The organism is Natrinema sp. HArc-T2 (assembly GCF_041821085.1).
Taxonomy (GTDB): domain Archaea; phylum Halobacteriota; class Halobacteria; order Halobacteriales; family Natrialbaceae; genus Natrinema.
The window spans coordinates 17568-43569 of record NZ_JBGUAZ010000013.1; the positions used below are offsets into that span (position 1 = coordinate 17568).

18 protein-coding genes and 1 pseudogene are annotated in these 26002 nt (G+C 56.2%); 7 read left to right on the plus strand and 12 right to left on the minus strand.

The window, feature by feature from the left end; translation table 11 throughout:
* Window positions 1-75: 75 nt before the first annotated feature.
* The 3 genes from ACERI1_RS18180 to ACERI1_RS18190 are packed head-to-tail and all read right to left on the minus strand — an operon-like array spanning window position 76 to window position 3298.
* A complete protein-coding gene (locus ACERI1_RS18180) occupies window positions 76-1719 on the minus strand; it encodes a BCCT family transporter (protein WP_373619879.1) in 1644 nt (547 codons plus the stop codon).
* Window positions 1716-2180 carry a Rieske (2Fe-2S) protein gene (locus ACERI1_RS18185; RefSeq protein ID WP_373619881.1) on the minus strand — a complete coding sequence of 155 codons (465 nt, stop codon included), beginning with the start codon at window positions 2178-2180 and terminating at the stop codon, window positions 1716-1718. Before ACERI1_RS18185 ends, ACERI1_RS18180 begins: the two co-directional genes overlap by 4 nt.
* 5 nt (window positions 2181-2185) lie before the next feature.
* Window positions 2186-3298 carry an amidohydrolase family protein gene (locus tag ACERI1_RS18190; protein ID WP_373619882.1) on the minus strand — a complete coding sequence of 371 codons (1113 nt, stop codon included), beginning with the start codon at window positions 3296-3298 and terminating at the stop codon, window positions 2186-2188.
* 278 nt (window positions 3299-3576) lie between these two features.
* Here ACERI1_RS18190 and ACERI1_RS18195 point away from each other — a divergent pair, with 278 nt between their 5' ends.
* The 3 genes from ACERI1_RS18195 (at window position 3577) to ACERI1_RS18205 (ending at window position 7325) form a co-directional block, all read left to right on the plus strand.
* Window positions 3577-4347, plus strand: coding sequence for an IclR family transcriptional regulator (locus ACERI1_RS18195; protein WP_373619884.1), 771 nt, complete (start codon window positions 3577-3579; stop codon window positions 4345-4347).
* Window positions 4348-4438: 91 nt separating this feature from the next.
* Window positions 4439-5881 carry an aldehyde dehydrogenase family protein gene (locus ACERI1_RS18200; RefSeq protein WP_373619886.1) on the plus strand — a complete coding sequence of 481 codons (1443 nt, stop codon included), beginning with the start codon at window positions 4439-4441 and terminating at the stop codon, window positions 5879-5881.
* 682 nt (window positions 5882-6563) lie between these two features.
* On the plus strand, window positions 6564-7325 hold the full coding sequence (locus tag ACERI1_RS18205; protein ID WP_373619887.1) for an IclR family transcriptional regulator: 762 nt from the start codon (window positions 6564-6566) through the stop codon (window positions 7323-7325).
* 309 nt (window positions 7326-7634) lie between these two features.
* Here the strand turns inward: ACERI1_RS18205 and ACERI1_RS18210 are convergent, their stop codons facing one another.
* From ACERI1_RS18210 to ACERI1_RS18235, 6 genes are all read right to left on the minus strand, one after another.
* Complete coding sequence (locus ACERI1_RS18210; protein WP_373619888.1) at window positions 7635-9227, minus strand: zinc-binding dehydrogenase; 1593 nt, start codon at window positions 9225-9227, stop codon at window positions 7635-7637.
* Window positions 9199-9528, minus strand: a complete 330-nt coding sequence (locus tag ACERI1_RS18215) for a hypothetical protein (protein WP_373619890.1) — start codon at window positions 9526-9528, stop codon at window positions 9199-9201. The genes ACERI1_RS18210 and ACERI1_RS18215 overlap by 29 nt, the downstream gene beginning before the upstream one ends.
* A 237-nt stretch (window positions 9529-9765) precedes the next feature.
* A complete protein-coding gene (locus tag ACERI1_RS18220; protein ID WP_373619892.1) occupies window positions 9766-11349 on the minus strand; it encodes a BCCT family transporter in 1584 nt (527 codons plus the stop codon).
* 141 nt (window positions 11350-11490) lie between these two features.
* Complete coding sequence (locus ACERI1_RS18225) at window positions 11491-13659, minus strand: acetate--CoA ligase family protein (RefSeq protein ID WP_373619893.1); 2169 nt, start codon at window positions 13657-13659, stop codon at window positions 11491-11493.
* 135 nt (window positions 13660-13794) lie between these two features.
* Complete coding sequence (locus tag ACERI1_RS18230; RefSeq protein ID WP_373619894.1) at window positions 13795-14604, minus strand: IclR family transcriptional regulator; 810 nt, start codon at window positions 14602-14604, stop codon at window positions 13795-13797.
* 505 nt (window positions 14605-15109) lie between these two features.
* Window positions 15110-15271: a hypothetical protein gene (locus tag ACERI1_RS18235; RefSeq protein WP_373619895.1), complete on the minus strand. Its 162-nt coding sequence runs from the start codon at window positions 15269-15271 to the stop codon at window positions 15110-15112.
* 562 nt (window positions 15272-15833) lie between these two features.
* On the opposite strand from ACERI1_RS18235, the gene ACERI1_RS18240 reads away from it, so the two are divergent.
* The 4 genes from ACERI1_RS18240 (at window position 15834) to ACERI1_RS18255 (ending at window position 20927) form a co-directional block, all read left to right on the plus strand.
* A complete protein-coding gene (locus ACERI1_RS18240) occupies window positions 15834-16952 on the plus strand; it encodes an amidohydrolase family protein (RefSeq protein ID WP_373619896.1) in 1119 nt (372 codons plus the stop codon).
* 5 nt (window positions 16953-16957) lie between these two features.
* The gene (locus ACERI1_RS18245; protein WP_130501850.1) at window positions 16958-17344 is read left to right on the plus strand and encodes a Rieske (2Fe-2S) protein; all 387 of its coding nucleotides are present in this window, start codon (window positions 16958-16960) and stop codon (window positions 17342-17344) included.
* A gap of 124 nt (window positions 17345-17468) precedes the next feature.
* Entirely contained in the window at window positions 17469-17885 is a 417-nt protein-coding gene (locus ACERI1_RS18250) for a hypothetical protein (RefSeq protein WP_130501851.1), read from the plus strand.
* A 162-nt stretch (window positions 17886-18047) separates the two neighbouring features.
* Window positions 18048-20927 carry an anaerobic glycerol-3-phosphate dehydrogenase subunit C gene (locus tag ACERI1_RS18255; protein ID WP_373619898.1) on the plus strand — a complete coding sequence of 960 codons (2880 nt, stop codon included), beginning with the start codon at window positions 18048-18050 and terminating at the stop codon, window positions 20925-20927.
* Between the two features lie 38 nt (window positions 20928-20965).
* Here the strand turns inward: ACERI1_RS18255 and ACERI1_RS18260 are convergent, their stop codons facing one another.
* The 3 genes and pseudogenes from ACERI1_RS18260 to ACERI1_RS18270 form a co-directional block, all read right to left on the minus strand.
* Window positions 20966-22936, minus strand: a complete 1971-nt coding sequence (locus tag ACERI1_RS18260; RefSeq protein WP_373619899.1) for a hydantoinase B/oxoprolinase family protein — start codon at window positions 22934-22936, stop codon at window positions 20966-20968.
* Window positions 22937-22938: 2 nt separating this feature from the next.
* Window positions 22939-24963, minus strand: coding sequence for a hydantoinase/oxoprolinase family protein (locus ACERI1_RS18265; protein ID WP_373619901.1), 2025 nt, complete (start codon window positions 24961-24963; stop codon window positions 22939-22941).
* Between the two features lie 652 nt (window positions 24964-25615).
* Window positions 25616-26002: pseudogene (locus tag ACERI1_RS18270) on the minus strand (ISH3 family transposase); the annotation flags it as partial.

Here is a 26002-nt window from a genome sequence, read left to right on the forward strand (position 1 = left end):
AGGTGCCGACAGATACGTATAAAACGACGAGCGAGGATCGCTGGAACGACTCGAGAAACGATCACCGAACGGAAATCAATCGTCGGAGCCCCCCATCCAGCTGGGACGACGCTCCGAGAGGTAGCCTGCGACCGTTTTTTGGGTGGTGTTCTCGCGGTCTGTTTTCCCATAGCGCTCGGTCAACAAGACCGGATTGAGCTGCTCGAATTCGATGACGAGTCCGACGACACAGAGCCCGATGACAAACGCGATCGGGAAGCCAAGTAGGACGACGAAGTCCTTGAGTGCGGCGAGGCCACCGCTGATGAGCAGGAGAGAGGAGAGCAGTCCCACGAGCCCGCCCCAGGTGACACGATTGACAGTCGAGGGGTTTTCGCGTCCATCGGTGGTGAACATCGCGAGACTCAGCGTTGTCGAGTCGACAGTCGTGATGAGGAACGTAAGGACGAGTATGAGGTAGCCGACGGCGAAGACGCCGCCGAAGGGAATGAGCGTCTCGAACAGCGGGAAGCCAGCGACTTCACGCCCCTGCTCGAAGACGATCGAGAGGAGATCGAGGGATCCATTCGTCTGTACCCACAGCGAGGATCCGCCCATAACGATGAACCAGGGGAACGAGGCTGCAGTAGTTCCGACCAGTCCGGCGAAGACGACCTGACGGATGGTTCGACCACGGCAGATGCGTGTAATGAAGATGCCGATCATGGGCGCAAAGGAGAACCACCAGGCCCAGTAGAAGACGGTCCAGCCACCGACCCACTCGACGCCGTTCGCCGCGTTCATGTAGAGACTCATGCCGATGAAGTTGTTCACGTATCCGCCGAGTGCCTCCGTTCCGGTAGTGAGCAGGAACGCCGTCGGGCCGAACACGAACGCAACCACGAGCAGGGTGACGAAGAGATACATATTGAACGTCGAGACGCGACGAATGCCGCGTTTGACACCCAGCGCTGCAGAGGCCGTAAATCCGACCGTGAGACCGACAGTTACCAGTATCGTCCCAAGGTCACCGACCTCGACGCCGTAATTGTAGGACATCCCTGCGAGGAACTGCGTGACGACGAAGCCGAGCGAGACGGCAACACCGCCAACCGAGATTACCACCATCAGGAGGTCGAGCGGTTTCACCCAGTTCTCGTCGAGATTTTCAACGCCGATGAAGGGTGCAAACACGGTCGACGGTTTGATCGGCGCACCCTTGCGGTGGACGTAGTAGGCGATCGTCACGCCGACCACGAGATACGCCGACCACGGGGAGATCCCCCAGTGGAGCATCGTATACTGGACCGCGTCGGGAACGATAGCGGTACTCTCTGCTTCGGATCCGAAAAACGGCAGTCCCGAGGAGTAATGGAATAATGCTTCCGCTGGTCCGTAGAAGACCAGGCCGGTCGAGAGCCCCGCGGAGAACAACATCGCGAGGAACGAGAAGTACGAGAATTCCGGTTCCTCGTCGGGACCGCCGAACTTGATGTTGCCCCACGGCCCGATCAAGAGCCACAGACAGAAGGCGACGGCGAGAAACATCGCCCAGAGGAACAGCCAGCCGAGTTCGCTCCAGAGGAAGTTATTGGCGTTCGTAAGCGATTCCGCTGCGGCGTCCGGGCGAGCGGCGATGTAGCCGATCGCGAGGATCGTGACGATCGCTCCGCCGATGAAGACGAACGGATCGATCTCGCTGCGGAAGGATTCGATAGCGCTCTCCGAATCAGTACTCATAGGTATACCACAACCGTTCCGTGCTCGACTTCCACGTCGTACGTTTCGACCGGAGGCTCGTCTCCCTCGAGGGCGACGTCACAGCCATCACAGCCACCATCGGCAGCTGCTTCCTCGTCTCTGGACGGCTCGACTCGCGCCTCGAACGTTTTGGCTTTCACCTTGTGTGGATTGAACACCGACTCTCCCGTTTTGACGTCGAACTCCCAGCCATGCCATGGACAGCGAACGACCTGCCCCGGTCGGACCCAGTCGTACTCACCGGGACTGTCAGATTCCGTCGTCCCTCCGAGCTTGCCCTCACAGAGCGGTGCACGCTGGTGAGGACAGTCGTTTTTCATCGCATAGTACTCCCCGTCGACGTTGAAGACGCCGACTGAGAATCCGTCTAGGGTGACGATACGTCGCTCACCCGCGTCGAATTCGGTAGCCGGGCAGATCTCGAATCGTTTTTCCGTCATGGATATCACTTCAGTTCGCTTCCGTCCGTGGGCAGGTCCCAGAGCTCGGCTGCGTTCTCGTGTTTGATCGCACGTTCCATGTCGTCGTCCATCGGCGGCAGTCCCCACGTTGGATCGTCGCCATCCCAGTGAGGGTAGTCCGACGCGTAGATGAGTATCTCGTCTGCATGCATCATCTCAAGGATCTGGTCGTGGTATTCCGGTCGCTCGGGTTCCTCGACCGGTTGGCTTGCGAACCAGACGTTGTTCCGAATATAGTGACTCGGCTTCTCTTCGAGCCACGGCACTTGCGAGCGGAGCCCCTTCCAGTTCTTATCGAGCCGCCACATGAAGTGAGGAAGCCAGCCGTAGCCACCTTCGATGAACGCCCATCGGAGATCGGGGTACTCGACGAGGACTCCCTCGGTGACGATCGAGGCGAGTTGTCCCATGTAGTACGCGCCCAGGAGGGTGTGCCACTCGATGTAATTGTTCGGATGGCCGGCACCGGTCGGCGGGTTACTCGTTCCGTGTCCCTCCGAGAACGGGTGGATCGCCATCGCGAGGTTCTGCTCTTCGGCAGCCTCGTACATCGGCCAGTACTGCGGTCGACCGTATGGCACTTCGGCTCCGCCGGGGAGCAACACTTGTCTGACTTGCGGGTGATCGCCGTACTCGCGAATGAGGTCGGCCGCTTTCTCCGGTGCCTTCGGCGCGACATACAGCGATCCCATGAATCGGTCATCGACTGGCAGCACGTCGTTGACTAGCCACTCGTTGTACGCTCGAGCGAGTTCGTTGGCGTAATCGCGGTTCGGCAACGCTGCGAGATTGAACCACGAGTTGCCAGTCAGCATCGCGTAGTCGATGTCGTGTTCATCTAGATGATCGTCGACGATTTTCTGGAGGTCCGTTCCCGGTTTGTTCCCGTCGCCCGTCTTTTCGTCCTGACGAAGGAACTCACCCGGATTCCGGTAAAGCAGTTCCGGCAGTACCAGCCCGTCGTCTTTGTATCGCTCGGGAAGATACTGAGCGACTTCCGCATCATCTACCCACCGCTGGTGTATGTCCGCATCGACTAACGTGAGTTCCGACGTGGAACGCTGTTCTGTCGACGCTCCCTGCGTATCTTGTGCCATAGTTCCACATAGATATACAATCACAACCCCACATAAAGGTTATCCTAATCGAGATGACGAAATCGCATGCAGAACGCTTCTAAATCGTGTATTCGGCGGAATAAACTCACAGCTGCTATTTAAACACCAGTCATTTGATTCGGTATTATCGAATGAATAGTCTGTGTTCTGGCCACTGCCCTCGTCAGTGCGGCGAATCTCCTCGATACTGGCAACCACTTCATCTCCGCGTTCGACAATTCCGAACGTATATGTGCAATGCCATTGACTAACACACTATGGATACCGAAGCCAATCGTCCGATCAAGGCGTTACTGACAATGGACGAGATCGTGACTGTACTCGAGCGAGAGGGTGCCCAGAGCGTTACATCGGTGGCTGAAGAAATCGAGAGAGCACGGAGTGTGGTCCACGACTACCTGAGTACGCTTCGGCAACTGGGATACGTGATACAAGACGACAGCGGTGCGTACAAGCTCAGCCTTCGATACATGGAACTCGGAGGACGCGTCCGTAACGATGTGCCCCTCTACGACGTGGCGAAGCCAGAAGTGGACCGTCTCGCGGAAAAATCTAGCAGTGAGCTCGTTACCCTGTCAGTCGAACAAAACGGGATGTGCGTCGCACTCGATGTCGTTCAGAGTGGACAAAACATCTCGTACGATTTTACCGACGGGACGCACTTTCATATGCACTCTTCGGCTGTTGGAAAGGCGATCCTTGCACAGTACTCGGACGAACGCGTCACGGAAATACTCGACAAACACGGGATGCCCGCCCGCACGGAAAACACGATCACCGACCGCGACGAACTCGAGGACGAGTTCGAGCGAATTCGTGAGACCGGCGTCTCGTTTGACCGCGAAGAGTACCGGATGGGGATGACGACGATTTCGGCAGCGATAGAGGAGACGGCTGGGAACGTGTTGGGCGGTCTCAGCGTTACTGGTCCCGCCCATCGACTGGAAGAACCCGACGTCGAAGAGGAACTTCGAAGCAAGCTCTTATCAGCTGTTAATATAATCGAGCTGAACTACAGCGCTCAGTAATGCGCCCGCAGCCCTCGTTGTGGAACGAAATCTCGATTACACCGTCAGAGGGACAATCTATTTGTATGGGAAACCGGGATTGTAATCATAGATGGCTGCCCAACAGCGCATGAACTACTGTAACGGAGAATGGACCGAATCGGAATCAGCAGCGACCTTTACCGTGACCAATCCTGCCGACGGGTCAGTTGTCGCGCACTTCCCGAAGTCGACTGAAGCCGATACCGAGCGGGCGATTCAGGCGGCGGTCGACGCCCAAGACGTCTGGGCAGAGACGCCCGGACCGGAGCGTGGTGCTGTCCTTCGGCGCGCTGCCGGACTGCTGGAAGACCGCGCCGACGATGTCGCCGAGACACTGACTCGTGAGGAAGGAAAAGCACTCACGGAAGCGACCGGCGAGGTCCAGCGTGCCGTCGACATTCTCTACTACTACGCGGAGAAAGCGAGCGACCTCGCAGGCGAGGCGAAGGCCCCGAGTGGTCAGAACAGTCGCCTCCGGACCGTCACGGAACCCGTCGGCGTCGTCGGACTCATCACGCCCTGGAACTATCCGATCGCCATTCCGGCATGGAAGACCGCACCTGCACTGGCAGCCGGGAACGCCGTCGTGCTCAAACCAGCATCCCAGGCACCGACCGTCGTTCACGAACTCACTGAATGTCTGGATGAAGCCGGACTCCCCGATGGCGTCCTCAACGTCGTGACCGGATCTGGAAGCGAGGTCGGTGCGACGATCACCTCCCACGAGGCGGTCGACGCGATCTCGTTTACCGGAAGTTCGGCAGTCGGTGAACTCGTCCGGGAATCAGCCTCCGAAACCGGTGCGCGAATCCAACTCGAGATGGGCGGGAAGAACCCAGCCGTCGTGATGCCGAGCGCGGACATCGACGAGGCAATCGACATCGTCGGCTCCGGCGCATTCGGCGTTACCGGTCAGGCCTGTACCGCGACGTCTCGAGCCATCGTCCACGAATCGGTCTACGACGAGTTCGTCGATGGGCTCGTCGACTACGCAACCGATCTCGACATCGGTCCCGGACTCGAAGCCGACATGGGACCACAGGTCACAGAGTCAGAGCTCGAGGGGACGCTCGAGTACATCGAGGTCGGAAAGGAAGAAGGTGCAACGCTTGAAACGGGTGGCGGCGTCCCTGATACCGAAGACGACGGTCACTACGTCGAGCCGACCGTCTTCAGTGACGTCGAGTCAGAGATGCGGATCGCCCAGGAGGAAATCTTCGGTCCGGTCGTCGCAGTACTCCCAGTGTCCGACTTCGAGGAAGCAATCACCATCGCGAACGATAGCCAGTACGGTCTCTCCGCGAGCATCATCACGGAAGACCTCTCGGAAGCCAACCACTTCGTCGACGAGGTCGAAGCCGGCGTCGTGAAAATCAACGAGAAGACCACTGGTCTCGAACTGCACGTTCCGTTTGGCGGTACGAAAAACTCCTCCAGTGAGACGTGGCGCGAACAGGGTGACGCTGGTCTGGACTTCTTTACCACCTCCAAGACGGTGTACCTCAACTACTGATAAACATCGGCTACTGTCGTTCGAACTATCTCGGTGAATTCTTTCGAGAACAGTTTTTGCGAGTAGCTGGCAACGAACCTCATTTCCGCACTCAGAACAGTTGTTCTGTACTGCAGAACGAAAACGTATAACATTGCCGACCGTAAATAAAATGACATTCTCATGACTCGAAACGTATCGGCGACGCTACTCTATCCGATAATAGCTGCCTCTCGGATCCCAACAGTCGCCATCTTCCCTCTCCAGAACAGGCGTTCTGTAGAACAAAACAGAACAGTGCAGGGGCCCCGATCCACCGACTCATTACACGAGTACAAGTGTAATTCTCGGGGTGGTTCGACCACGACCATTACCCGATCGGTCACTCGAGTGCAGTGGTGATTCGCGCCTTCATCTTCGAGAAGATACCCTTTAGAGCCAGCTGGACCGGTCTCGCATCACCGATTATAGTGATAACTGAGACGATTTTCACACGGATCGCGCACTCCTTGTTCGATCAGGTGTACAGTGACGTTCTTCGATCACAGTACACTGCCATATGCTAACAAGAAATAGTGGTAATAATAGTACGTGTACTGCCCGAGGCCATCCACTTTGTTACTAGGGGGCAGGTACATCGTTCTGATAGATAGAACAATAGATCGAGAGTAACTACAAGTACCAAGAGTGAATCGTATCCATCATGGGCCGCGCGAACACCCCCGTCGAATCGGTCGAAACACTTCTCTCAGTGGTAGAGTTTCTTGAACAATCCGGAGAAGCAGGCGTAACGGAGATCGCCAAGGCCGTTGATGTCTCGAAAAGCACAGTTCATAATCACCTCACAACGCTCCGGCAAAGAGGCTACGTCGTCAACGAAGACGGTCAATACCGCCTTGGACTACGCTTCCTTCGCATTGGTGAAACGACGCGGATGCGGACAGACCTTTTCGAAATCGCACGTCCGCAAATCGAAACCCTTGTCGAGGGAACCGATCTAGTCGGCAATCTAGCTGTCGAAGAACTGGGAAGTGGGGTGTATCTGTATCGGTCTCGCGGAAGCGACGAGATCGAATTTTCGACGCGAGCCGGTGAGAGACACGACCTGCACTGTACAGCCACCGGGAAGTCGATTCTCGCTCATGTATCGCCTGAACGATTTGAAGCGCTCCTTGATTCGATCGACCTCGTTAGTTACACGGCACAAACGATCACTGAGAAAGGCGAACTGCTGGATGAGGTCGATCGGGTCCGTAACCGCGGTATCGCATTCGACGAGGAAGAGTATGGGCGAGGGCTTCGATGTGTTGGCGTTCCAATATTCGGCCCCGACGACACGGTGATCGGCGCAATCAGCCTTTCGGGGCCTGCGGCAGATATGAACGGGACCTGGTATCGAGAAACGCTCCCAGAGCGACTACAAGCGACAAAAAACCGAATTGAGGTGAATCTCCGCGATTATTGATAGAATCGATTGGCTAGCACCGTCTATAGTACAACTGAAACTGTTTACACACTGATCGCACAGTCCACATGCGATCAGGTTTGCAGTGACGGTCAGTGGCTACTATAGCGTGCTTCGAGCATTACGTGATACCGGTAAGCTACTGTGCGTCCTTTCGGACGTTCTTGTGGGTGGAAAGGAGTCTGTTGATCTGACTGACAAAGAGCGTGAAGAACATGAAGCACTCCTACGATCACATCGCTCTAGACGGCTGCTCCGAGAGTGCAATAAAGACTGAAAGCAGTTAGCTTGAAGACATACCGAGCAACGTTAGTTTACGCCCCATTCGTCGAAGAGTTCTTCTTTCGACTGAAGGCCATCATCTGGGAGAGCGTGATTGATTACATACGAGCCCTCTTCATGGTTGTTCTCCCACAGATCTTGATGGGCTTTCGGAGTATCTTCCCATGGTGTGAGATGTGTCCCTGGCACGTCGAACACGTCCAATTCTATTTCCTCGTTCATTTCAAGCACCTCGTAGGTGTTTTTCATATGTGTGCCAAAAATTTCGGTCGTCGGCATGTAGATCCGACGTTGGCGCATCCATACCTGTGGCGCATAGAACGAATGTCGTTGCCCTGACATGTCTTCCGAAAAGACGACTTTTCCCTCGAACGGTGCACAGAGCATCGTCGAGAGTGCCAGTGTGTTCTGGCTAGCACGTTCGAAGACGACTTCCGGATTGCCACGCGGGTTGTTCGGCGTCGCAAGGAGGTCACTGACCGCGATACCCATCGGCTTGAACATCTTCCCCATATACTCGCCGATGGTAGCGGCGAGTGCGTCAGGTTCGGATGGATCCGGGAGATGCGGCAGTGAGTCGAGATACTCGAACCCGTCACTCTCTTCGTTGAGTGTCTCGATGCTTACTGTTCCTTCGACATCGTACTCGGATTCGACGTACTCGGCCTGTTCATCAGTTGCCGTAACGACGGCAACACGAGCATTGTGCTCGAGCGCCGTTTGTACCGCCGCTTCAGCGACAGTATCGTGGGTACCATCGATGTCTTCCGGCGTCCCGTACCAAACGAGCGTTGGATCGCCGGCCTGAAGGTCAGCACGATGGAACACTGCCTCCGGGGTCGTTTGGCCCGACTTCCCCATAAATGCCATCTCGTAGCCAGTCGAGGCTCCGAAGAACGTCAATCGTCCACCCTCGTCCAACAGCTGGTACGATCGGGAGAAGGCGTGTGCACCTGCGTGAGAGACGACGTAGTCCGCGAGTTCGCCATCGTTCTTTTCCCGGTACTCCTCAAGGAGCGGCTCTCCAGCGGCTTCCCAGTCGTCCCATTCTTCGGGGTCGTTCGGAACCATCCGCATCGCGTCAACGAGTTCGGGACGCTTCCGGTCGATGTAGGCGTCAGCGCCATTGTCAAGTGCGCGTTCGCCGCGTTCGTCGCTCGAGACGAGGCCGGTAATGTTCATGTTTCGACTCGTCGCCATCTGGACGGCGTCACGTCCGGTCCCCGTCGAGGCACCCTCGACGAAGAGATTCGAACCGGGATCGACATCGAGCGTGTTGAACAGCGCCCGGTAGATGGTCCCCATCGTCAGAATACAACTGCCCGCTTTTGTGAGGTCGAGGTTCTCTGGCGGCTCAAAGAGTTGCGTTCCCTGGGCAATCATAAATTGCTGGTGAGAGCCATCCGGGGTCTGATACCCCTGAATGGTGAAGTCAGCATACATCGGGTCACGGCCGGCTTTTGGCGAGAGTGCGTCGAACTGCCCGGAATATACGTGAACCAGATCACCGACTTCGATTCGCCCTTGTTCCTCGAGTCCATCGCCAACGTCGGCGACGAGTGCGAGCCCGCCTGAGCCGGTCACGTGCCAGTCACGGTCGTGTTGCTCGAAGGTCGACACAGGGAGTGATAGCCCACGCATCGTTGTAGTTGACCTCCGAGGTGAGCATGTAGAGCAACGCGTCGTTCGGTCCGGGCTCCTCGACAGAGATGACAACCTCTTTTTCAGCACCATCTTCGAATGGTTCACCGTGGTCCGGATTCCCGTCCTCATCGCCGGTGACGGCCCACGCGAGTTGGTAGTCCGGAATCGGCGTTTCACCCGGTTGGAACGGCGCATCGTGTTCCAGGAGGTCGCCGCTCTCGATTAGTTCGCGTTTCTTTTCGTCGGTTACGTCGGTCAGTGGTAGCTCTTCGTTCATGTTATCGTATCGCTCTGAGTCGGCTTTCGCGTCTCTCCCAGTGTCCCAACTGTACACACCCATCGTTAGCGTGGAACGTACAACTGGACGTGTTCTCCATGATACGGTGGCCAGTAATAAAACTAATCATGCCGGAAATTACATGTTCCTGATTTAATCGGGTTTAGCAGCTCGTTCATGGAGTGTCCCATTGGCCCCTCAACTGAGGTATACATCGGTTGCTTTTCGTTCGAATTCTCAGTCGTCATCTTCTGCGAGGTCGGTTCGGTTAGCCGGTGCTCTCTGTTCTCTCGGGCTATACTCGACGAAGTTCGATTGATACCGTCTCCGTGCGGTGACGATCATCGCGTACACGATAACGAGGAAGAAAATCGTAAACGGGAGTCCGAGGACGACAGAGAACGACTCGAGTGCTCGAGTTCCCGGCAGACTGAGCGTCATTACGCCGAGCGCAGCAAGTACGAGGCCCCAGATAGCACGGTTCCGCGCGTTCGGCTCCTCGTTTCCCATTGCGATCGCAGCGAGCATGAACACTGCCGAGTCGAGTGACGTGATGACGTACCCAGTCAGTGCGAGGATAAAGAGCACCCCGAGGACGGACGTAAGGGGTGTGACGTTAATCGCTTCTGCAAGTGCTGCGGGAATTCCCTGTTCGCTCAGCGCGGTGGAAACGGGACCGTAGTTACTCGATGAAAGTGCCCATCCACCGAGGATGGCGTGCTGGACGAAGAGGAAGCCGGCAGGGACGATGCTGAGACCGATCGTCGTCTCGCGTACCGTCCGCCCCTTCGAGACCCGAGCGACGAAACTCCCGACGAAGAGGCCCCATGCAGCATACCAGGCCCACCAGAAACTAGTCCAATCCTGCGGCCACAAACTGCGATCGACCGGATCAGTGTACAGCATGAGTCGCGGCAGATTGTTGAGCCAGATACCGAGCGAGTCGAGACCGAGTTCAGCCATGAACATCGACGGGCCGACGAAGACGAGAATACTCATCAACACTGCGATCACGACCATCGTCGCACGTGCCATGTTCTGAATGCCGCTGCGCAGACCGAGCCACACGTCACCGAGGAATATCAGTCCGATAATACCGAACAGGCCGTAGGTCACGATTCCTGAGGAGAATCCGAACACGTTCGACATGATGGTCGACAACTGCTGGCCGATGAACCCAAGCGTCGTCGCAAGACCGCCGATCATCGTCACGAGTGCCATGAGGTCCGTCACCCAGTAGAGCGCGCCCCAGCGCTCTTCATCGAGAATCGGCTTCAACATCGAACTGAACTTGAATTCGTCGTCGTTCCAAACGATGAGTCCGAACGCGAGCGAGACCGGTAAGTACCACGCCATAATCGCCGGGAAGATGTCATGCATGTACATGAACGCGAGTGCGACGCTCTCGACCGGTGCGCCCTGTACCGGCAGCGGGTTCGGCGGGCTGCTGACGATATAGATGGGCTCTGCGACACCCCAGAAGATGACCGCCGAGGCGAAGCCCACGGTAAATATCATCGAGATCCACGAGAAGTAGCTGAACTCCGGTTCAGCGTCCTGTCCCCCGATTCGAAGCCGTCCGTACCGAGAGAACGAGAAGACAATCATCGCGACCGTGAGCACGAGTGACAGTAGAATGAACCACCAGCCGAAGTAATTCAGTACGAAGTCATACGCACTGGTCATTGTCGAGTTGAGCAAACTCGGTGAAACTATTCCTACTACCGCGAGCCCGACTACGAGCCCGATCGAGAGGAAGAAGAGTGATTTCTCCGATCTATTCGTGTCCTCTAAGCCGAGGAGGTACCAGCCATCTACCATGCTAACAAGTAACGCTTACAACCTATCCCCTTAAAGATTGTGTTAATTGATAGTCACCATCACGAGAATGTTGTTACCAGTCATGAAAGACCGACCTCGTCGCGGACAACGCTCCGCCGAAGTTCTACTGACGAGGCCGATTTACTCGTCAGTATCGAGAATGATACTTGCGTCGGCGATGACGGTACCGTCAGGCGAGGCAAACACCGGATTCAGATCAAGTTCGGTAATCGATGGGTTTGCCGTTGCGATCTCCGAAACATCCACGAGGAGATCGACGAGCGCTTCGCGGTCAATACCTGCATTACCACGAACGCCGTCGAGGAGCTCCTGTGCGTCGATCTCGTTCACCAGGGATCGGGCGTCGTGCTCCGTGAGCGGAAGTGCTCGAAACGCGACGTCGCGCATCACCTCCACGAAAATTCCGCCGACACCGAACATGAGCACCGACCCTACTTCTTCGTCACGTAGTACGCCGACGATAAGTTCGACAGCGGGATCAAGCATCGGAGAGACTAAAACGCCGTCGACGACACAGTTGGGATCGTACGATTTCGCATTGTCGACGAGCGTAGTGAAGTTCTCTCTGACTGCAGCTTCGGTGTCGACATCCAGAGCGACGCAGTCCGCTTCCGTCTTATGTACGATATCGTCGCTCACCGCCTTCATTGCAACTGGCCCCTCGTACTCCGCCGCGGCATCGGCGGCCTCGGCGGCCGTGGTCACGAGGTCGAATGGTGCCACTGGAAGTCCTTCTGCGTCGAGCAACTGCTTTGAGTGAAATTCCGACAGTTGTCGTTTCCCCGCGTCGAGTGCGTCGCGAACGAGGCTGTGTTGTTCGTGGCCGCCCCCAAGCTGGAAGGTAGATTTGGTGTCGGCGGTCGACAGATGCGCGCCGTATTGAGAGAGCTTTTCGAGGCTCGCGATGGCGACATCGAGTGATCCGTAGGTAGGAACGCCCGCCTCCTCGAGCGCATCAAGTGCAGGGGATCCCTGCGTTCCGTAGATACAGTGGACTGCAATGGATGTGTCGTACTCCTCGACGAGTGAAGCGATCCGGCGTGCGACATCGGGTTCCTGCCCTGTGTCCCCATCTCCAGGGCCACGAGATTCGTACGCGCCGAACACCCCCGTCAGTAATAACGAATCAACTGCAGGGTCGGCAACGAGTGCTTCTGCACAGTCATAGAAGATCGATAGGTCACCGTCGCCCTGTAGTCCCATCATGTCGACTGGATTCGTGACATTTGGAGCATCAGGGACGAGTTCACGCAGTCGTTCTCGAGTCGACTCGCTAAGCGCCGTCACCGACAGCCCACGGTTGCTGAGACTGTCCGCCGCGAGCGTCGCGTTCCCGCCACCATCGGTGAGAATAGCCACGTTATCACCGGCTGCTGGTGGCAGTTTGGCGAGCGCATCGGCCACTGGTACCACGTGGTCAGATCGGTTGACCTGAATGACTCCTGCCTGTTCGTAGGCAGCGTCGAGTACGTCACTGTCACCCGCCAGTGAAGCAGTGTGTGACTGGACGGACTGTTTACCTTCCTCTGTCAGCCCACCTTTGAGGACGACGATCGGTGTGGTTTGGACCACCTCACGTGCCGTCTGAAGGAACGCACGCCCATCCGACATGCCATCGACGTAGAGTGCGATCGCATCAGTGTGTTCGTCGTCGTCAAGGAACTCGAGATAGTCGTGAAACTCGAGATCCGTTTCGTTGCCGACGCCGATATTAAAACTGAATCCCGTCGAATTCCGACCTTCAGCGTGGGAGCCGAACTCCAGCCCGATGTTGCCGCTCTGGGCCAACAGCGCGATGTTTCCCTTGGGCATCTCGTACCCGCCGAGAAGGTTCAGGCCGGTGTGGAGGTTATAGATACCCTGAATGTTTGGCCCAATAAGTGCGACCCCGCAGTCGCGGGCAGTGTCCCGAATCGCCGCTTCAAGCCCCTCCTCACCGGCCTCGCTGAAGCCAGCGGCGATGACGACAGCGCCGGCGGCACCGGCATCACCACACTCTTCAACGATATCAGGAATCGTCTCAGCCGGCGTCGCGATGAACGCCAGGTCGATCGTACCTGGCGTCGCTGCGACGCTGTCATACACTGTGAGTCCTCGAATCTCGCTATCGTATTTCGGGTTGACTGGGTAAATCTCGCCGTCGTAGCCGCTTTCTTGCAGGTCTTTGATCGTCTGATTGCCGCGTTTGCTCGTGTCTTTCGATGCGCCGATTACCGCCACTGTCTCGGGGTTGAACACCCGTTCTAACTGCAACGACGGGTGTTCAGCCGAATTGTTGAGCGTGCTCATGGTGATCCTCTGGTCTCAAGCCACTGTGAGGTGTGTCATGATATTCGCAGACATCAGTATATAAAACCTCACAACTGAATAATGGCTTACAATTAAGTCAGTTCAGTAAGACACAGTTCGATAGAGTCGAACTCGCTACCCCATCGACTCGATTACTGTTGTAGCGAGTTGTTCTTCTAGTTCGTCAACTGCAGTCACGAGGAGATCGGGGACCTCATCAGTGAAAATCTCCCCCTGCATCCGATATTTGGGCGCAGAGACTGCGAGCGAGCCGAGAACACTTCCGTCAGAGCTCAATATACGACGACCGACAGCACGGAGTCCGTCCGCATACTCCTCGTCAGAGAGTGCGATTCCACGCTCGCGAATTTGCTCGAGGTCCTGGAATAGTGCTTCTCTTGACGTAATCGTGTTTTCTGTTCGCTTTGGGAGCCCCCACTGATCGATGATACGGTCGAGTTCATCGTCCTCTAATTCGGCTAAGAGTGCCTTCCCTCCGGCGATACAATGCATGTGATAGCATGTCCCCGCATGACGTGCCGTCTCGGTCGGATGAAGGACTTCGTCCTGATATGTATTATCAGGATGATACGACTCGTAGACAGTAATTGCCCGGCCATCGTTAGCAACGAGGAAGTCTACCTCCTCATTCGTCGTGTCTGCAATGTCTTGTACGGCCTCGACAGCGAGTTGATATGATTGTTTTCGTGACCGAGCGTACTCTCCGCGATTATAGAATTTGAGTCCGAGATGGTACTGTTCACCCTCCTTGACGATGTACCCGTGGTGGCGAAGTGTCGTCAAGTGGCGGTGAATCGTACTCCTTGCAAGGTCAAAGTGATCAACGAGTTCCGCTAACGTCGCTCCGTTGAACGATTGAACCGCATCGATTATCTGTAATGACTGTTCTGTGGTGCGGACACGGTCGGAATCTTTCTTTGTCATTAGCGGTTTAGACGCGGCCATGAGACATAGTAGTTCGGAACAATCAAACTGGTTTATCAGGGATGGCCTGGTTCCGTATGTTCGAACTGGAATTCGGTACAGGCTTTCGTCCAACGAACAGCAGTCCTCTGTACGCCCGTAAGCCAGTAGATCACTAAAGAACAGTTCTATTTACAATTGTATGTCTGTAATCCGCAGGCGGTGGTGCTGGCTGGGTTTACACGACTCTATCGGAGTTACTGTGTTATATCCAGCTTCGGGTCGTCTACGTATTAACTCACCATTGTGTGGTATGCGATCTCGTTCCAATAAACCGAATTATCAACTTACTTGACAGACTAAAAGTTGTTCACCAACCATTCAAAAGAAAGTGAGTGACCTTCATTGTATTGATCAAATCGCAAGACAAGATGCCTAATTCTTCTCAAGAGTGTGGGATTTTACTGGATTATGACTTCGATCCACTCCATGCCAGACAGTGTGAGAAGAGCGCACCCGAGCCTGTTTAGAGGTCCGTAATCGTGCTGTGAGGCGCTTCGATCGCCTGTGCGTCCTCTTCCAGCAGTGCTACGACGAGATACGGGACGTACGATTCGAAGTATTCGGAGAGCGCCTGTGGAAAAATAATCGACCGCTGGAGGCTCCATTCGGTGACGGAGAGGTACATTCGTGCGTCTGTAAAACAGTCTAACCTGCGTCAGTGCAAAATCTATTTTCGCATCGTCGAAATGCACGTAGTACGCGGAATCACGATGAACGTTACAGTTGTACCTGACTTGGGACCGGAATAGCCACTCTAAGAGAATTCCCACCATTGCATTTCGACTCTGTCGAAATGAGACTGAGGGAAATAACGTTCCGTCCAGCATGTGTCTGGATCATAAAATCGGTCAGTAACTGCTGAGGATACCAGAGTACACGCCACAGGTACCTCACCAACCGGACGGACAGAGTTACTGACGATCTATGTCGGCAATCACCCTCTTCGATTACATTCGTACGCCTGTAAACATTACAATCCGTGTCAGCGAGAGATCTATTTCGCTATTGTCGAAATAGCCGTGATATCTAGAAACACAAGAAATGTCGCAGTTATACTATCAGCTGTGACTGAGCTCATGAACCGTTGTGGCTGGTCCGGTAACCTGTCACAGGATCGTTGATGATACCAGTCGAACGACTATGGAAAATGGTAATGTTTATCAGGGGTCGTTGAAAATAGGCAAGTGATGAGTTCGCAATCGACAGAATCAGCTGCTGTTCGGTCACTAGATGATTTAGACGTCATCGTCGACACTGACTTTCATCTTACAGAGCGACAGGAAGACATCTTTCCGTATCTCGAGGATCCGTTCTACAGCCTGCTAAACAGCCAGAGTGACGGTGACGACTACGGCTATCTGGGACGGGTGTACCCGTCACACGGAATGTTGTACTCGGTGACGGTCGGGAAGGCCGACTCACCGACGGTGCGGACATCGGAAGACATCCAGAAGGGCAAAGACCTCATCGGGTGGGATAAAGCGATTGCCACCCCAACCCAGAATCTCTATCTCGGTGCCGTCCACCACGACGACCTTGCGGCTGCACTTGCGAAGGCGTACAACAGGTGGCTGCTCGACAATATTATCGACACGGATAACGGTGTCTACGGTGCCGCTCTCGTCGCACCACAGAAACCGCTCAAGGCTGCCGAAGAGGTCGACGACCTCGCCGACGAGCCGGGTATCGCCGCCGTGATGATCCCGAGCGGATCGGTCGATCCGACTCTGGGCAACGAGATCTACTATCCACTCTACGAGGCGTGTGAGCGTGCTGGACTGCCTATCAAGATGCACAACGCAGCTGGGACGATGATGACCCGGTTCCCAACGCAGTGGCGGTCGCTGAATCGGGCACTCCCCGTTCACGCCACCTCGCATAACATGATGCATCAGGTGAACCTGGCAGACATGCTGACGCAGGGCGTTCCCGTTCGCTTCCCTGACCTCGACTTTGTTGTCCAGGAGTCCGGTCTCGGCTGGTATCCGTACTTCATGCGTCGGTTCGATCACGACTATATGGGTGCGAAGTTCGACGCACCAATGCTGGAGAAGAAGCCAAGCGAATATCTCCGTGATCAGTTCTACCTGACCAGCCAACCCGTCGAAGGTGCAGACGACCCAGAGTACCTCAATCAGATCATCCGCCTCTTCGAAGGCGAGAACAGTCTGATGTTCTCGTCGGACTACCCCCACTTCGACTTCGACTACACTGACGCGCTGATGAAGATCATGCGCTCGGAGTTCAACGGTGACGAGATCAAGAACATCTACGGCGAGACCGCAGACCAACTCTACCAATTCTAACGAACATGGCAACAAACACAGACCCACAGAACGCCGACGCTGATAACCTACACCACGTCACAGCGGCCGACGACATCGAAGACGGAGAACGAGTCGTCGTCGACATCAAAGGCCGTGAGATTGCCGTCTTCTACTCGAACGACGAGTATCACGCACTCTCGAACTACTGTACACACCAGGGCGGACCAGCCTGTGAGGGGCTCCTGTCCGGAACGATCGACGTTGACGAGGACGACGAGCTGGTCTGGGCGTGTGATGACGAAATCGTCTCCTGTCCGTGGCACGGCTGGGAGTTCGATATCACGTCCGGAGAACACCTCGCAAGCGACGAGTACCGCCTTCCGTCCTACGACGTACACGTTATCGACGGCGACCTCTACGTCGAGTTCTGATGGCCATCGCACCCGACGATGGTGATTGCGGCCAGCGCCGGGTGTGGCCAGTTACCGACGTTTTCATACGGGAGACGTCCCAAGACGCCTGTAACGGATTTTGTCAGTACAACACACGCAACTCATGACGAATACACGAGACGATCACGAGTCCAACGCTGTGGAACAACACTGTGACCTCGAAACGGAAGCGCCGTACGAGGAAACCGCCGTCGAACAGCTTCCAGTCTGGTGGTCTGACGCTGTCGAAGAGTTCCAGGAGCACGACCTGCCTGCCTATCGGCCGCCGCGGTTCGCCGATGATGTCATCACCCCTCCAGTTGTCGACCGGTTACAATCGGAGTACAACGCCGAGATTCGCTTCATGGGCGTTGGTGTCGAATACCGCGATTCTTGGGGTGTCTACGTCGATGACGAACAGATATTCACCGTCGACCGTGAGCGCGAACCCGCAGGATACACCCGTTATCAGGTGACAAGCGATGCGTTCGAACAAAACGTTCGAAACCACTTTGCAGACACAGGAGATGAAACTACGTGAGTCCGCTACATCCGAATCGTAACCGGCCAGAGAACAGTATCGCGCCCTCGAGTCGTCCGACCCGAACGAACGACTGGATGGGAGACAGTCCAGTCGCGGTCGAGTTTGAACCGAACCCCAGAGAGCAGACGAGTGCCCACCAGCACCTGAACGTCGCTGATCATGAGTACTGATATCTCCCAAACCACGTCTCCGTCGCTCAGCGAACAGCTCGACGGCGAGATTGACTTCGGCGAGACCACACGCACCCTCTACTCGACGGATGCGAGTATCTATCAGCAACGACCTGCAGGTGTCGCCTTCCCTCGGAACCGCGAAGATACTCAGCGAGTTGTCAACTTCGCTCGCCGACACGGATCAAGTGTCACGGCCCGTGGTGCAGGCTCGAGTCTGACCGGCAATGCCATTGGTGAAGGGATCGTCCTGGACTGTTCACGATACATGGACGAGATCGTCGACGTCGACCCCGACGCGAAGACTGTGACCGTCCAGCCGGGTGTCGTTCTCGACGAGTTGAACGACTTTCTCGAGAAGGACGGTCTTTACCTCGCTCCCGATCCGTCGACCTCGAGTACGTGTACCATCGGCGGAATGATCGCCAACAACGCCGCGGGTCCGCACTCGGTCAAGCACGGTACGACTCGAGAGTATGTTCAGCGACTCGAGTGCGTGCTTGCAGACGGATCTCTCGTTGAGTTTCACCGGCGGGACGGCGGGGAACTCGAGGCAGTCTGTGAACACGACGACCGGGTCGGAGAGGTCCATCGCGTGGTCCGCCAGCTTGCACGCGAACACGCCGACGAAATCGAGACACAGTATCCGGATGTCGATCGAAACTCCAGTGGGTACGATCTCGAGACTAGCGCTGCGCCGGACGGTTCGTGGGTCGACCTCTCGCGGCTCGTCTCCGGGAGCGAAGGGACGCTTGCGATTATCACCGAAGCGACGTTACAGCTTACCGATCGTCCCGAGACACGTGCCGTCTCGCTCGTCTTCTATGACGATCTGATCGCCGCTGCCGACGCTGTGACTGCCGTGCTTGAGACGGATCCGAGTGCAGTCGAACTCATCGACGACGCCGTCCTCGGCTACGCTCGAGACGCCTGGGGGTTCGATATCGTGCCCGAGGATGCTGAAGCCGCGCTCCTACTGGAAATCGAGACCACCCATGCAGAGCAGCGTGACGACCTCGAGACGGTCGTGTCGGCTGCCCAGACACCCGAAACGATCGACGTCGAACGTGCGTTCGACGGGGAGGAGATGGCCGATCTCTGGAAGGTGCGCAAAGCTTCCAATCCGCTTTTGAACCGACAGCCCGGCGACGAACAGGCGCTGTCGTTCATCGAAGATGCGGCGGTCCCACCCGCCCGTCTCCCGACGTATCTCGAGCGCGTGGGTGATGTTCTCCGCGAGCACGATCTTCAGGCGAGCGTCTTCGGTCACGCTGGACAGGGTGTGCTCCACATCAAACCGTTCCTGAATCTGAAGACGGAACATGACCGTGAGCGACTCCGATCTGTTTCGGAGGCCGTCCACGAGATCGTCCTCGAGGTCGGCGGCTCCGTCTCCGGGGAACACGGTGACGGACGACTTCGTTCCGAGCATCTCCCAGAGATGTACGGTGACGAACTCTACAGTGCGTTCTGTGAGATCAAACGCGCCTTCGATCCCGACGACGTGTTCAATCCGGCAAAGGTCGTCCCCGCTTCGGACGGCAACCTCGCGAAAGTCGACGAAAACCTGCGGTACGAAGGATACGACCCGGAGACTGTCGATACGGCGCTCGATTTCAGTGACGAAGAAGGGTTCGGATCGCTCGTCGAGCAGTGCAACGGGTGTTCGAAGTGTCGAACGTCGGACGGCGGCGTCATGTGTCCGACCTTCCGTGGAACGGACGACGAGATTGCCAGCACACGAGGGCGGGCGAACATGCTCAGAGCAGCAATAAACGGTGATCTCGACGAGGAGACGCTCACGAGCGATCACTTCCAAGAGGAGGTACTCGATCTGTGTATCTCCTGTAAAGCATGTGAAACTGAGTGTCCGACTGGCGTCGACATGGCCAAACTGAAAACGGAGGCGAAACACCAACAGCACCGGACGAGCGGCGTTCCGCTTCGCGCACGCCTGTTCGGGAACGTCCGCACGCTCAACCGTCTCGGGTCCACGTTTTCGCCGATCGCAAACCGGCTCAAGGAGTTCGGCCCCGGCCGTCGCGTTGCCGAGGCCGTCCTGGGGATCGATCGACGACGGACGCTGCCGGATTTCGCAGCCGAGCCCTTCCCCGACTGGTTTGCCGCTCACGAGCCACATCCAAACGCCGGCGAGAACGGAACGGTCGCGCTCTTTCCGGACTGTTATATGGGATACAACCATCCAGCGGTCGGTAAAGCGTCCGTTCACCTTCTCGAGGCGCTCGGGTACGCAGTCGAAGTCCCGGACGTGGCCTGTTGTGGGCGAGCACCGCTCTCACAGGGACTCGTCGAGAAGGCTCGCGGCTATGCACGACAGAACGTCGAGACGCTTGCCGAGTACGTCGAGCGAGACGTGCCGATCATCGGCGTCGAACCATCCTGCGTGAGCGCGTTCAAAGAGTACGACGACTTACTCGAGGACACCGTGAACATCCCTGAGACAACGGAAACGGTGCCCGCGTTCCTCGCCGATCGCATCCGCGCTGGCGAGATCGAACTCCCTGACAGCGGCGAGGCCACCGTCGCCTTCCACGGACACTGCCACTCGAAGGCCAAAGGCTGGGATAGTACCCCGGTCGAACTGCTCCGCGAAGCCGGCTACGACGTCCAGCCGCTGGATACGACCTGCTGCGGGATGGCCGGCGCGTTCGGCTACGAGACCGAACACTACGAACTCTCGATGGCGATCGGCGACGACCTCGAGTCGAAAATCGACGCCGCTGAGGCGGATCTCATCGTCACGACTGGTGCCTCCTGTAGCCAGCAGCTCGCAGACAGGGACATCGAGACACACCACCCCCTCGAGGTGCTGGCAGCGTTACTCGAGCGGTCTAACAGCAACGACTGATGCACCACGTTCAGGGAAGAAATTATTCTCTACTTCTACTATTCCCACTCGGACCTGGCCCGCTCGTGCAGCATATCCCGGTACTGGGCTGTTGTTCGTTCCAGCAATTCACCGCTGGCCCAATCCAGAATAACGCCGTACCGACGAACGAGATCGAGTGTGTTCAACTCCCCATCTCGGTATCGAGTGGCGATCTCCTGTGGATCTTTCTCGAGCCAATCAGCTCGGTTCTCCCGGATGTACGCTCGCGTCTCTTCGGTCGCTTCGTGGTCGATCTCGTACGCACAGACGTCTGGATCGATCGCCTCGATAACGACGCCGTAGTCTTTTTCAGCACGCTCAATGGAGACATATTCGTCTTTTACGTCTTCGAGAACGGCTTCGGGATCACGCTCGAGTGGATCACCGAACCCACCGCCGCCCGAGGACGGCCGAACAAATTCATTACACTCTTCGATCGGATGATTCGAAAAGACGGTCCCCATCTCCTCAGTATCGCCATTTCGTGTCAGGGACACACCGTGTGGAATTCCTGGCAGCCCGCCGTTGATCCCCCACGTGACCGATCGAGACCGGTCTGAGCAATAGGAAATCACACTGTTTTCACATTCGAGGAGGGTCCCTCCTTTTCTGACTCCACATCCGCCCCGGAACTCGCCGGGACCGGCTGAGTCAGTCACGATCGTGTGTTCTTTTGTCAACAGCGGCGTATCGCGCTCCTGTCCTTCGAGTGACTGAACTGCGAGCCCGGCACCGAAGACCGGCGCAGTTGCATCTGAGCCATCCTTGCCGTTTCGACCACCCCAGCCACCGGCCATCCAGTCATACCACATGAACTCCTGCCCATCACGATTCGGGCGACGATCTGTTCCACCAGCAAGCAGATACTCGAGGTTGAACGCACAGGCCATCGCCCGTTCTGGAAGCACTTCGGACCACAGCTCGAAAATTGCGTTCATCACCTTCTCGTATGCACCAGCCACTGAGCCGGTCACAGCGACAGGTTCTGGCGCGTTTACCACGGTTCCCTCAGGGAGGTCTGCACTGATGACTCGGTACATTCCCGAATTAAGTGGGACATCGGGGAAGAACATCTTCGTTCCGGCGATCAGCGCGGAGAAAGACGTTCCGAACGTGGAGTTCAGGAAGTTCCCAACGTATTCATCAGAACCGGAGAGATCGTAGTGAACCTCGTCCCCATTGATAGTCATCTCGACATCGATCGTGACCAGCCCTTCTTCCTTATTGGGATCGGCATCGATGTGATCTTTCGTACGCCACGTGCCGTCCGGAAGCTCACTGATCCGCTCGCGCATTATTCGCTCGACGTACGACTTCGATTCATCGAAGGCAGCCTTGACTGTTTCAAGACCGTACTTTTCGACGAGTTCTAGAAGCCGCTCTTCGGCGATCCGAGTCGCTTCAGCCTGTGCCCGCATATCGCCAAGCCGATCCTCGGAGAGGCGCATATTGGTCGTCAATAAGTTAGCGACATCCGCTTGGAACTCACCACTGTCCCAGATTTTTAGCGGAGGGATCCGCATTCCCTCAGCAAAGTGGCTTTGCGCCTCGATATTGAACGACCCGGGTGCAGGTCCACCGACGTCTGCCCAGTGACCGTTCGACTGTGTGACGGCGATGAGCTCGTCTTCATAGAAGACGGGACGCATGATACGGACGTCGTTGATGTGTGTTCCGCCGGCGTACGGATCGTTGATAATGTAGACATCACCAGGATTGATATTCCCCTCGAAGTACTCCAGCGTCTCCTTACATGTGTAATGGAGCGTTCCGACGTGAACGGCAATGTCTTTGGACCCTTGCATCACCGTGTTCCCATCAGCATCGTTGATACAGTTGCTGAAGTCACGGTTGTAAATCACGAACGAGTAGCACGTTCGCTGGATCTGTTCGGCCATTCGATCGACGAGGTTCGTAAACGAACTCCGAAGAACCTCGAAGGTGACTGGATCGAGATCAACGTCGTTCTGTGGTTGTGACTGTGACATGGTTACACTGTGATGATGAGGTTGCCCGTCTCCTCAACTTCCGCCTTGGCGTTCGGTGGCACGACGGTCGTCGAATCCATCTGCTCGACGATCGCTGGACCCGAGAACGATGCTCCAGCACCGAGTTTCCCTCGGTTGTAAACGTCGGTCTCGACATATTCCCCAACCTCTTCGAAATAGGCTTCGCGAGTCCCCTTGTGAGCGTCATTGAGCCCTTCGGACTCAAGCTCGGGGAACGACGGTTTCTCGACGATCCCTCGTCCGGTCACGCGAAGACCGTAGAATTCGATCGACTGCTCCTCGTCGGAATAGGCGTATACGCGCTCGTGTTCTCTGTGGAATTTGTCTCGGATGGCATCCATACTCTCTATCGGTCGTGAACAAGGGACACTCAGCGAACGCCACTGGCCTGTGTAGCGCATTTTGAGTTCGTGATCCATTCGGGTTCGGTTCCTGTCGATCCCCTCCTCGTCGAGACGTTCTTCGATTTCAGCCTCCATCTCTGCAAAGGCGGTCTCGATGTCCTCGGTGACATCCTCGGTTGCGTCTGCGATGAACGTCCGGGAGAGGTCGTGTTCGACGTCGACGAGCAAACAACCCAGTGCAGAGTTGATGCCCGGATACGGTGGCACGATGACTTTCGGGATATTCATATTCCGAGCGACAGAGGCCGCGTGTAACGGCCCGGCACCACCGAACGCGACGAGAGCGAATTCCCGTGGATCATACCCCTTACTTGTCGAGACGAGACGGACTGCGTTACACATGTTCGCGATCGCAATCCGTTCGATAGCCGACGCTGCGTCCGTCAGACTCAAATCGAGCGGATCTGCGATGTCTCGGCTGATTACCTCTCTAGACGGCTTCGACGTTGCTTTCATGTCCCCTCCGAGGAAGTTGTCCGGATCAACCCAGCCGAGAACGACGTTTGCATCGGTCGTTGTCGGTTTATCCCCTCCCCGCATGTAACAGGCAGGGCCCGGATCAGCTCCCTGGCTTTTAGGACCAACACGAAGCGATCCACCTTCGTCGATCCAAGCCACGGAGCCACCACCGGAACCGATCGTCTCGATGTCAGTCGTCGGAAACATGATCGGATATCCGTACTCGACAGCCCACTCATCAGTCGTCTCGACATCGCCCTGGTAGGTGAGCGAAACGTCCGCGCTCGTCCCGCCCATGTCGAACCCGATCGCGTTCTCGAACCCACATTGCTCAGCGATATATTGGCCTGCGATCGCGCCTGCGGTCGGCCCCGAGTTGGCGATACGTGCAGCATAGTATGCGATGGCGTCCGTCGTCATGACACCGCCACCTGAATGCATTGCGAGGACATCGCCGTCGTATCCGCGTTCACTCAGTTGGGACGAAAGATCGACCAGGTACTCCTGGACGACTGGAACGAGTGCTGCATTGATCACAGTGGTACTCGTTCGCTCGTGCTCGAACATTTCAGGCAGAATCTCGTGGGACGTACACACGAAGGCGTCCGGATGCTCCTCGGCGACAATCTCCTCGAGTCGCCTCTCGTGGTCGCCGTTAGCATAGGCGTTGATCAGCGAAATGGCGATCGTGTCGATTCCACGTCTTTTGAAGATACGAACCACCTCTCGCGCCTCTTCCTCATCGAGTGGTTCGACGACAGTCCCGTTGTAATCGATCCGTTCAGATACCTCAAGCCGATCTCGTCGCTTGACATACGGATCAGCTACGTCTTCGTAGGTGTCCCAGATATCCTCTTTCGTTCCATCTCGGATCTCAAGAACGTCTCGGAACCCCTCGGTTGTGATCAAGCCAACTCGTGGCAGTTCTCGCTCGATTAATGCGTTCATCCCAACAGTCGATCCGTGGGAAAAGAAATCGAGCGCGCTGACGTCCAGTTCGGATTTCGTCAAGCCGTTTATCACACCCTCCGCTGGATTGGCTGGTGTCGATGGTGTTTTTTCGATTTCGATGTCTCCTGTTTCCTCATCGAAGACGATCACATCTGTAAACGTGCCACCAATGTCCACGCCAGAGCGTTTCATGTTACCATCACACCAGCATAGTGTAGAACAGAGTATATTAATCTTCCGGGGAATGCAGTTCTAGTTTAAGAAGCGGCTCCAATACGGGACGAGATCCAACACAGTGTTAGATATCAGAACTAGATCCTTATCGACTCTGTCTGATTATACACTGGGATACACATACGTCATCTATGAATTGAACTGTGATAAATTATAGTAACCTGACTAATTTCGCCAGACGAAAAAACCACAAGTATGGATGTTGTGTATGATCTATAATCGGAACTAAACCGAATGACACACCGATACAGGATCAGCGGTGCTCGCTCACAGTACGCTCCGAACCGCGCTCCCGTCGTACGACCGGGTGTGCGCTGACGGTCGATGGCTACTATAGCCGACGGTGGTTGGACAGCGCCAGCCCATACTGCGGAGTGAATATGTCGCTCACACTCCACTCAGAGATGGAAGCCTAAAATCGGTACTTCCCGAGCGTCGCTTCGTGAGCTGTGCTGAGTCTCGGATGACCGGAGTGAACGCTGGTGTGGTAGCTGAGTGTAGGAGAAACAGAGTCCACAGATGGAGAGAACCGAACTGAGAAAGCTAAGATACGCCGTTTTAGACGAATGCTGTTGCTCGTCAGGTGCCTGCCCAAGGCCGCGAGCTGGCGTCAGCCCGCGGCCGATGCATACGTTTCTGGCACACCGACGCCGTTCATCTTGATCTCCCAACGCCGTTCTAGCTCTTCTTCCAATGCATGTCTAATCCAGTCAGAGAAGGTCTTGAACGTGAATTCCTGGGGGAGGTCGCGCCCGCCCCGACGCGGGCGGGCGACGACCGCCCACCGAAGCACGAGCCAGAGGTTCTCCAGCAAGAACCCGACCAAGACGAATGCAAAGCGGACGACTGGATCTTGTGTCGTCGTTATCACTCGTGCTTGGCGAAACACCCGGTAGCTTGTTTCAATCGCTGACCGTTTCCGGTACAGCTGCTCGACCTGCTTGGGCGTGCGATCTGCCAGATCGCACGCCACATACCCTCGCACAACCTCCCCGCC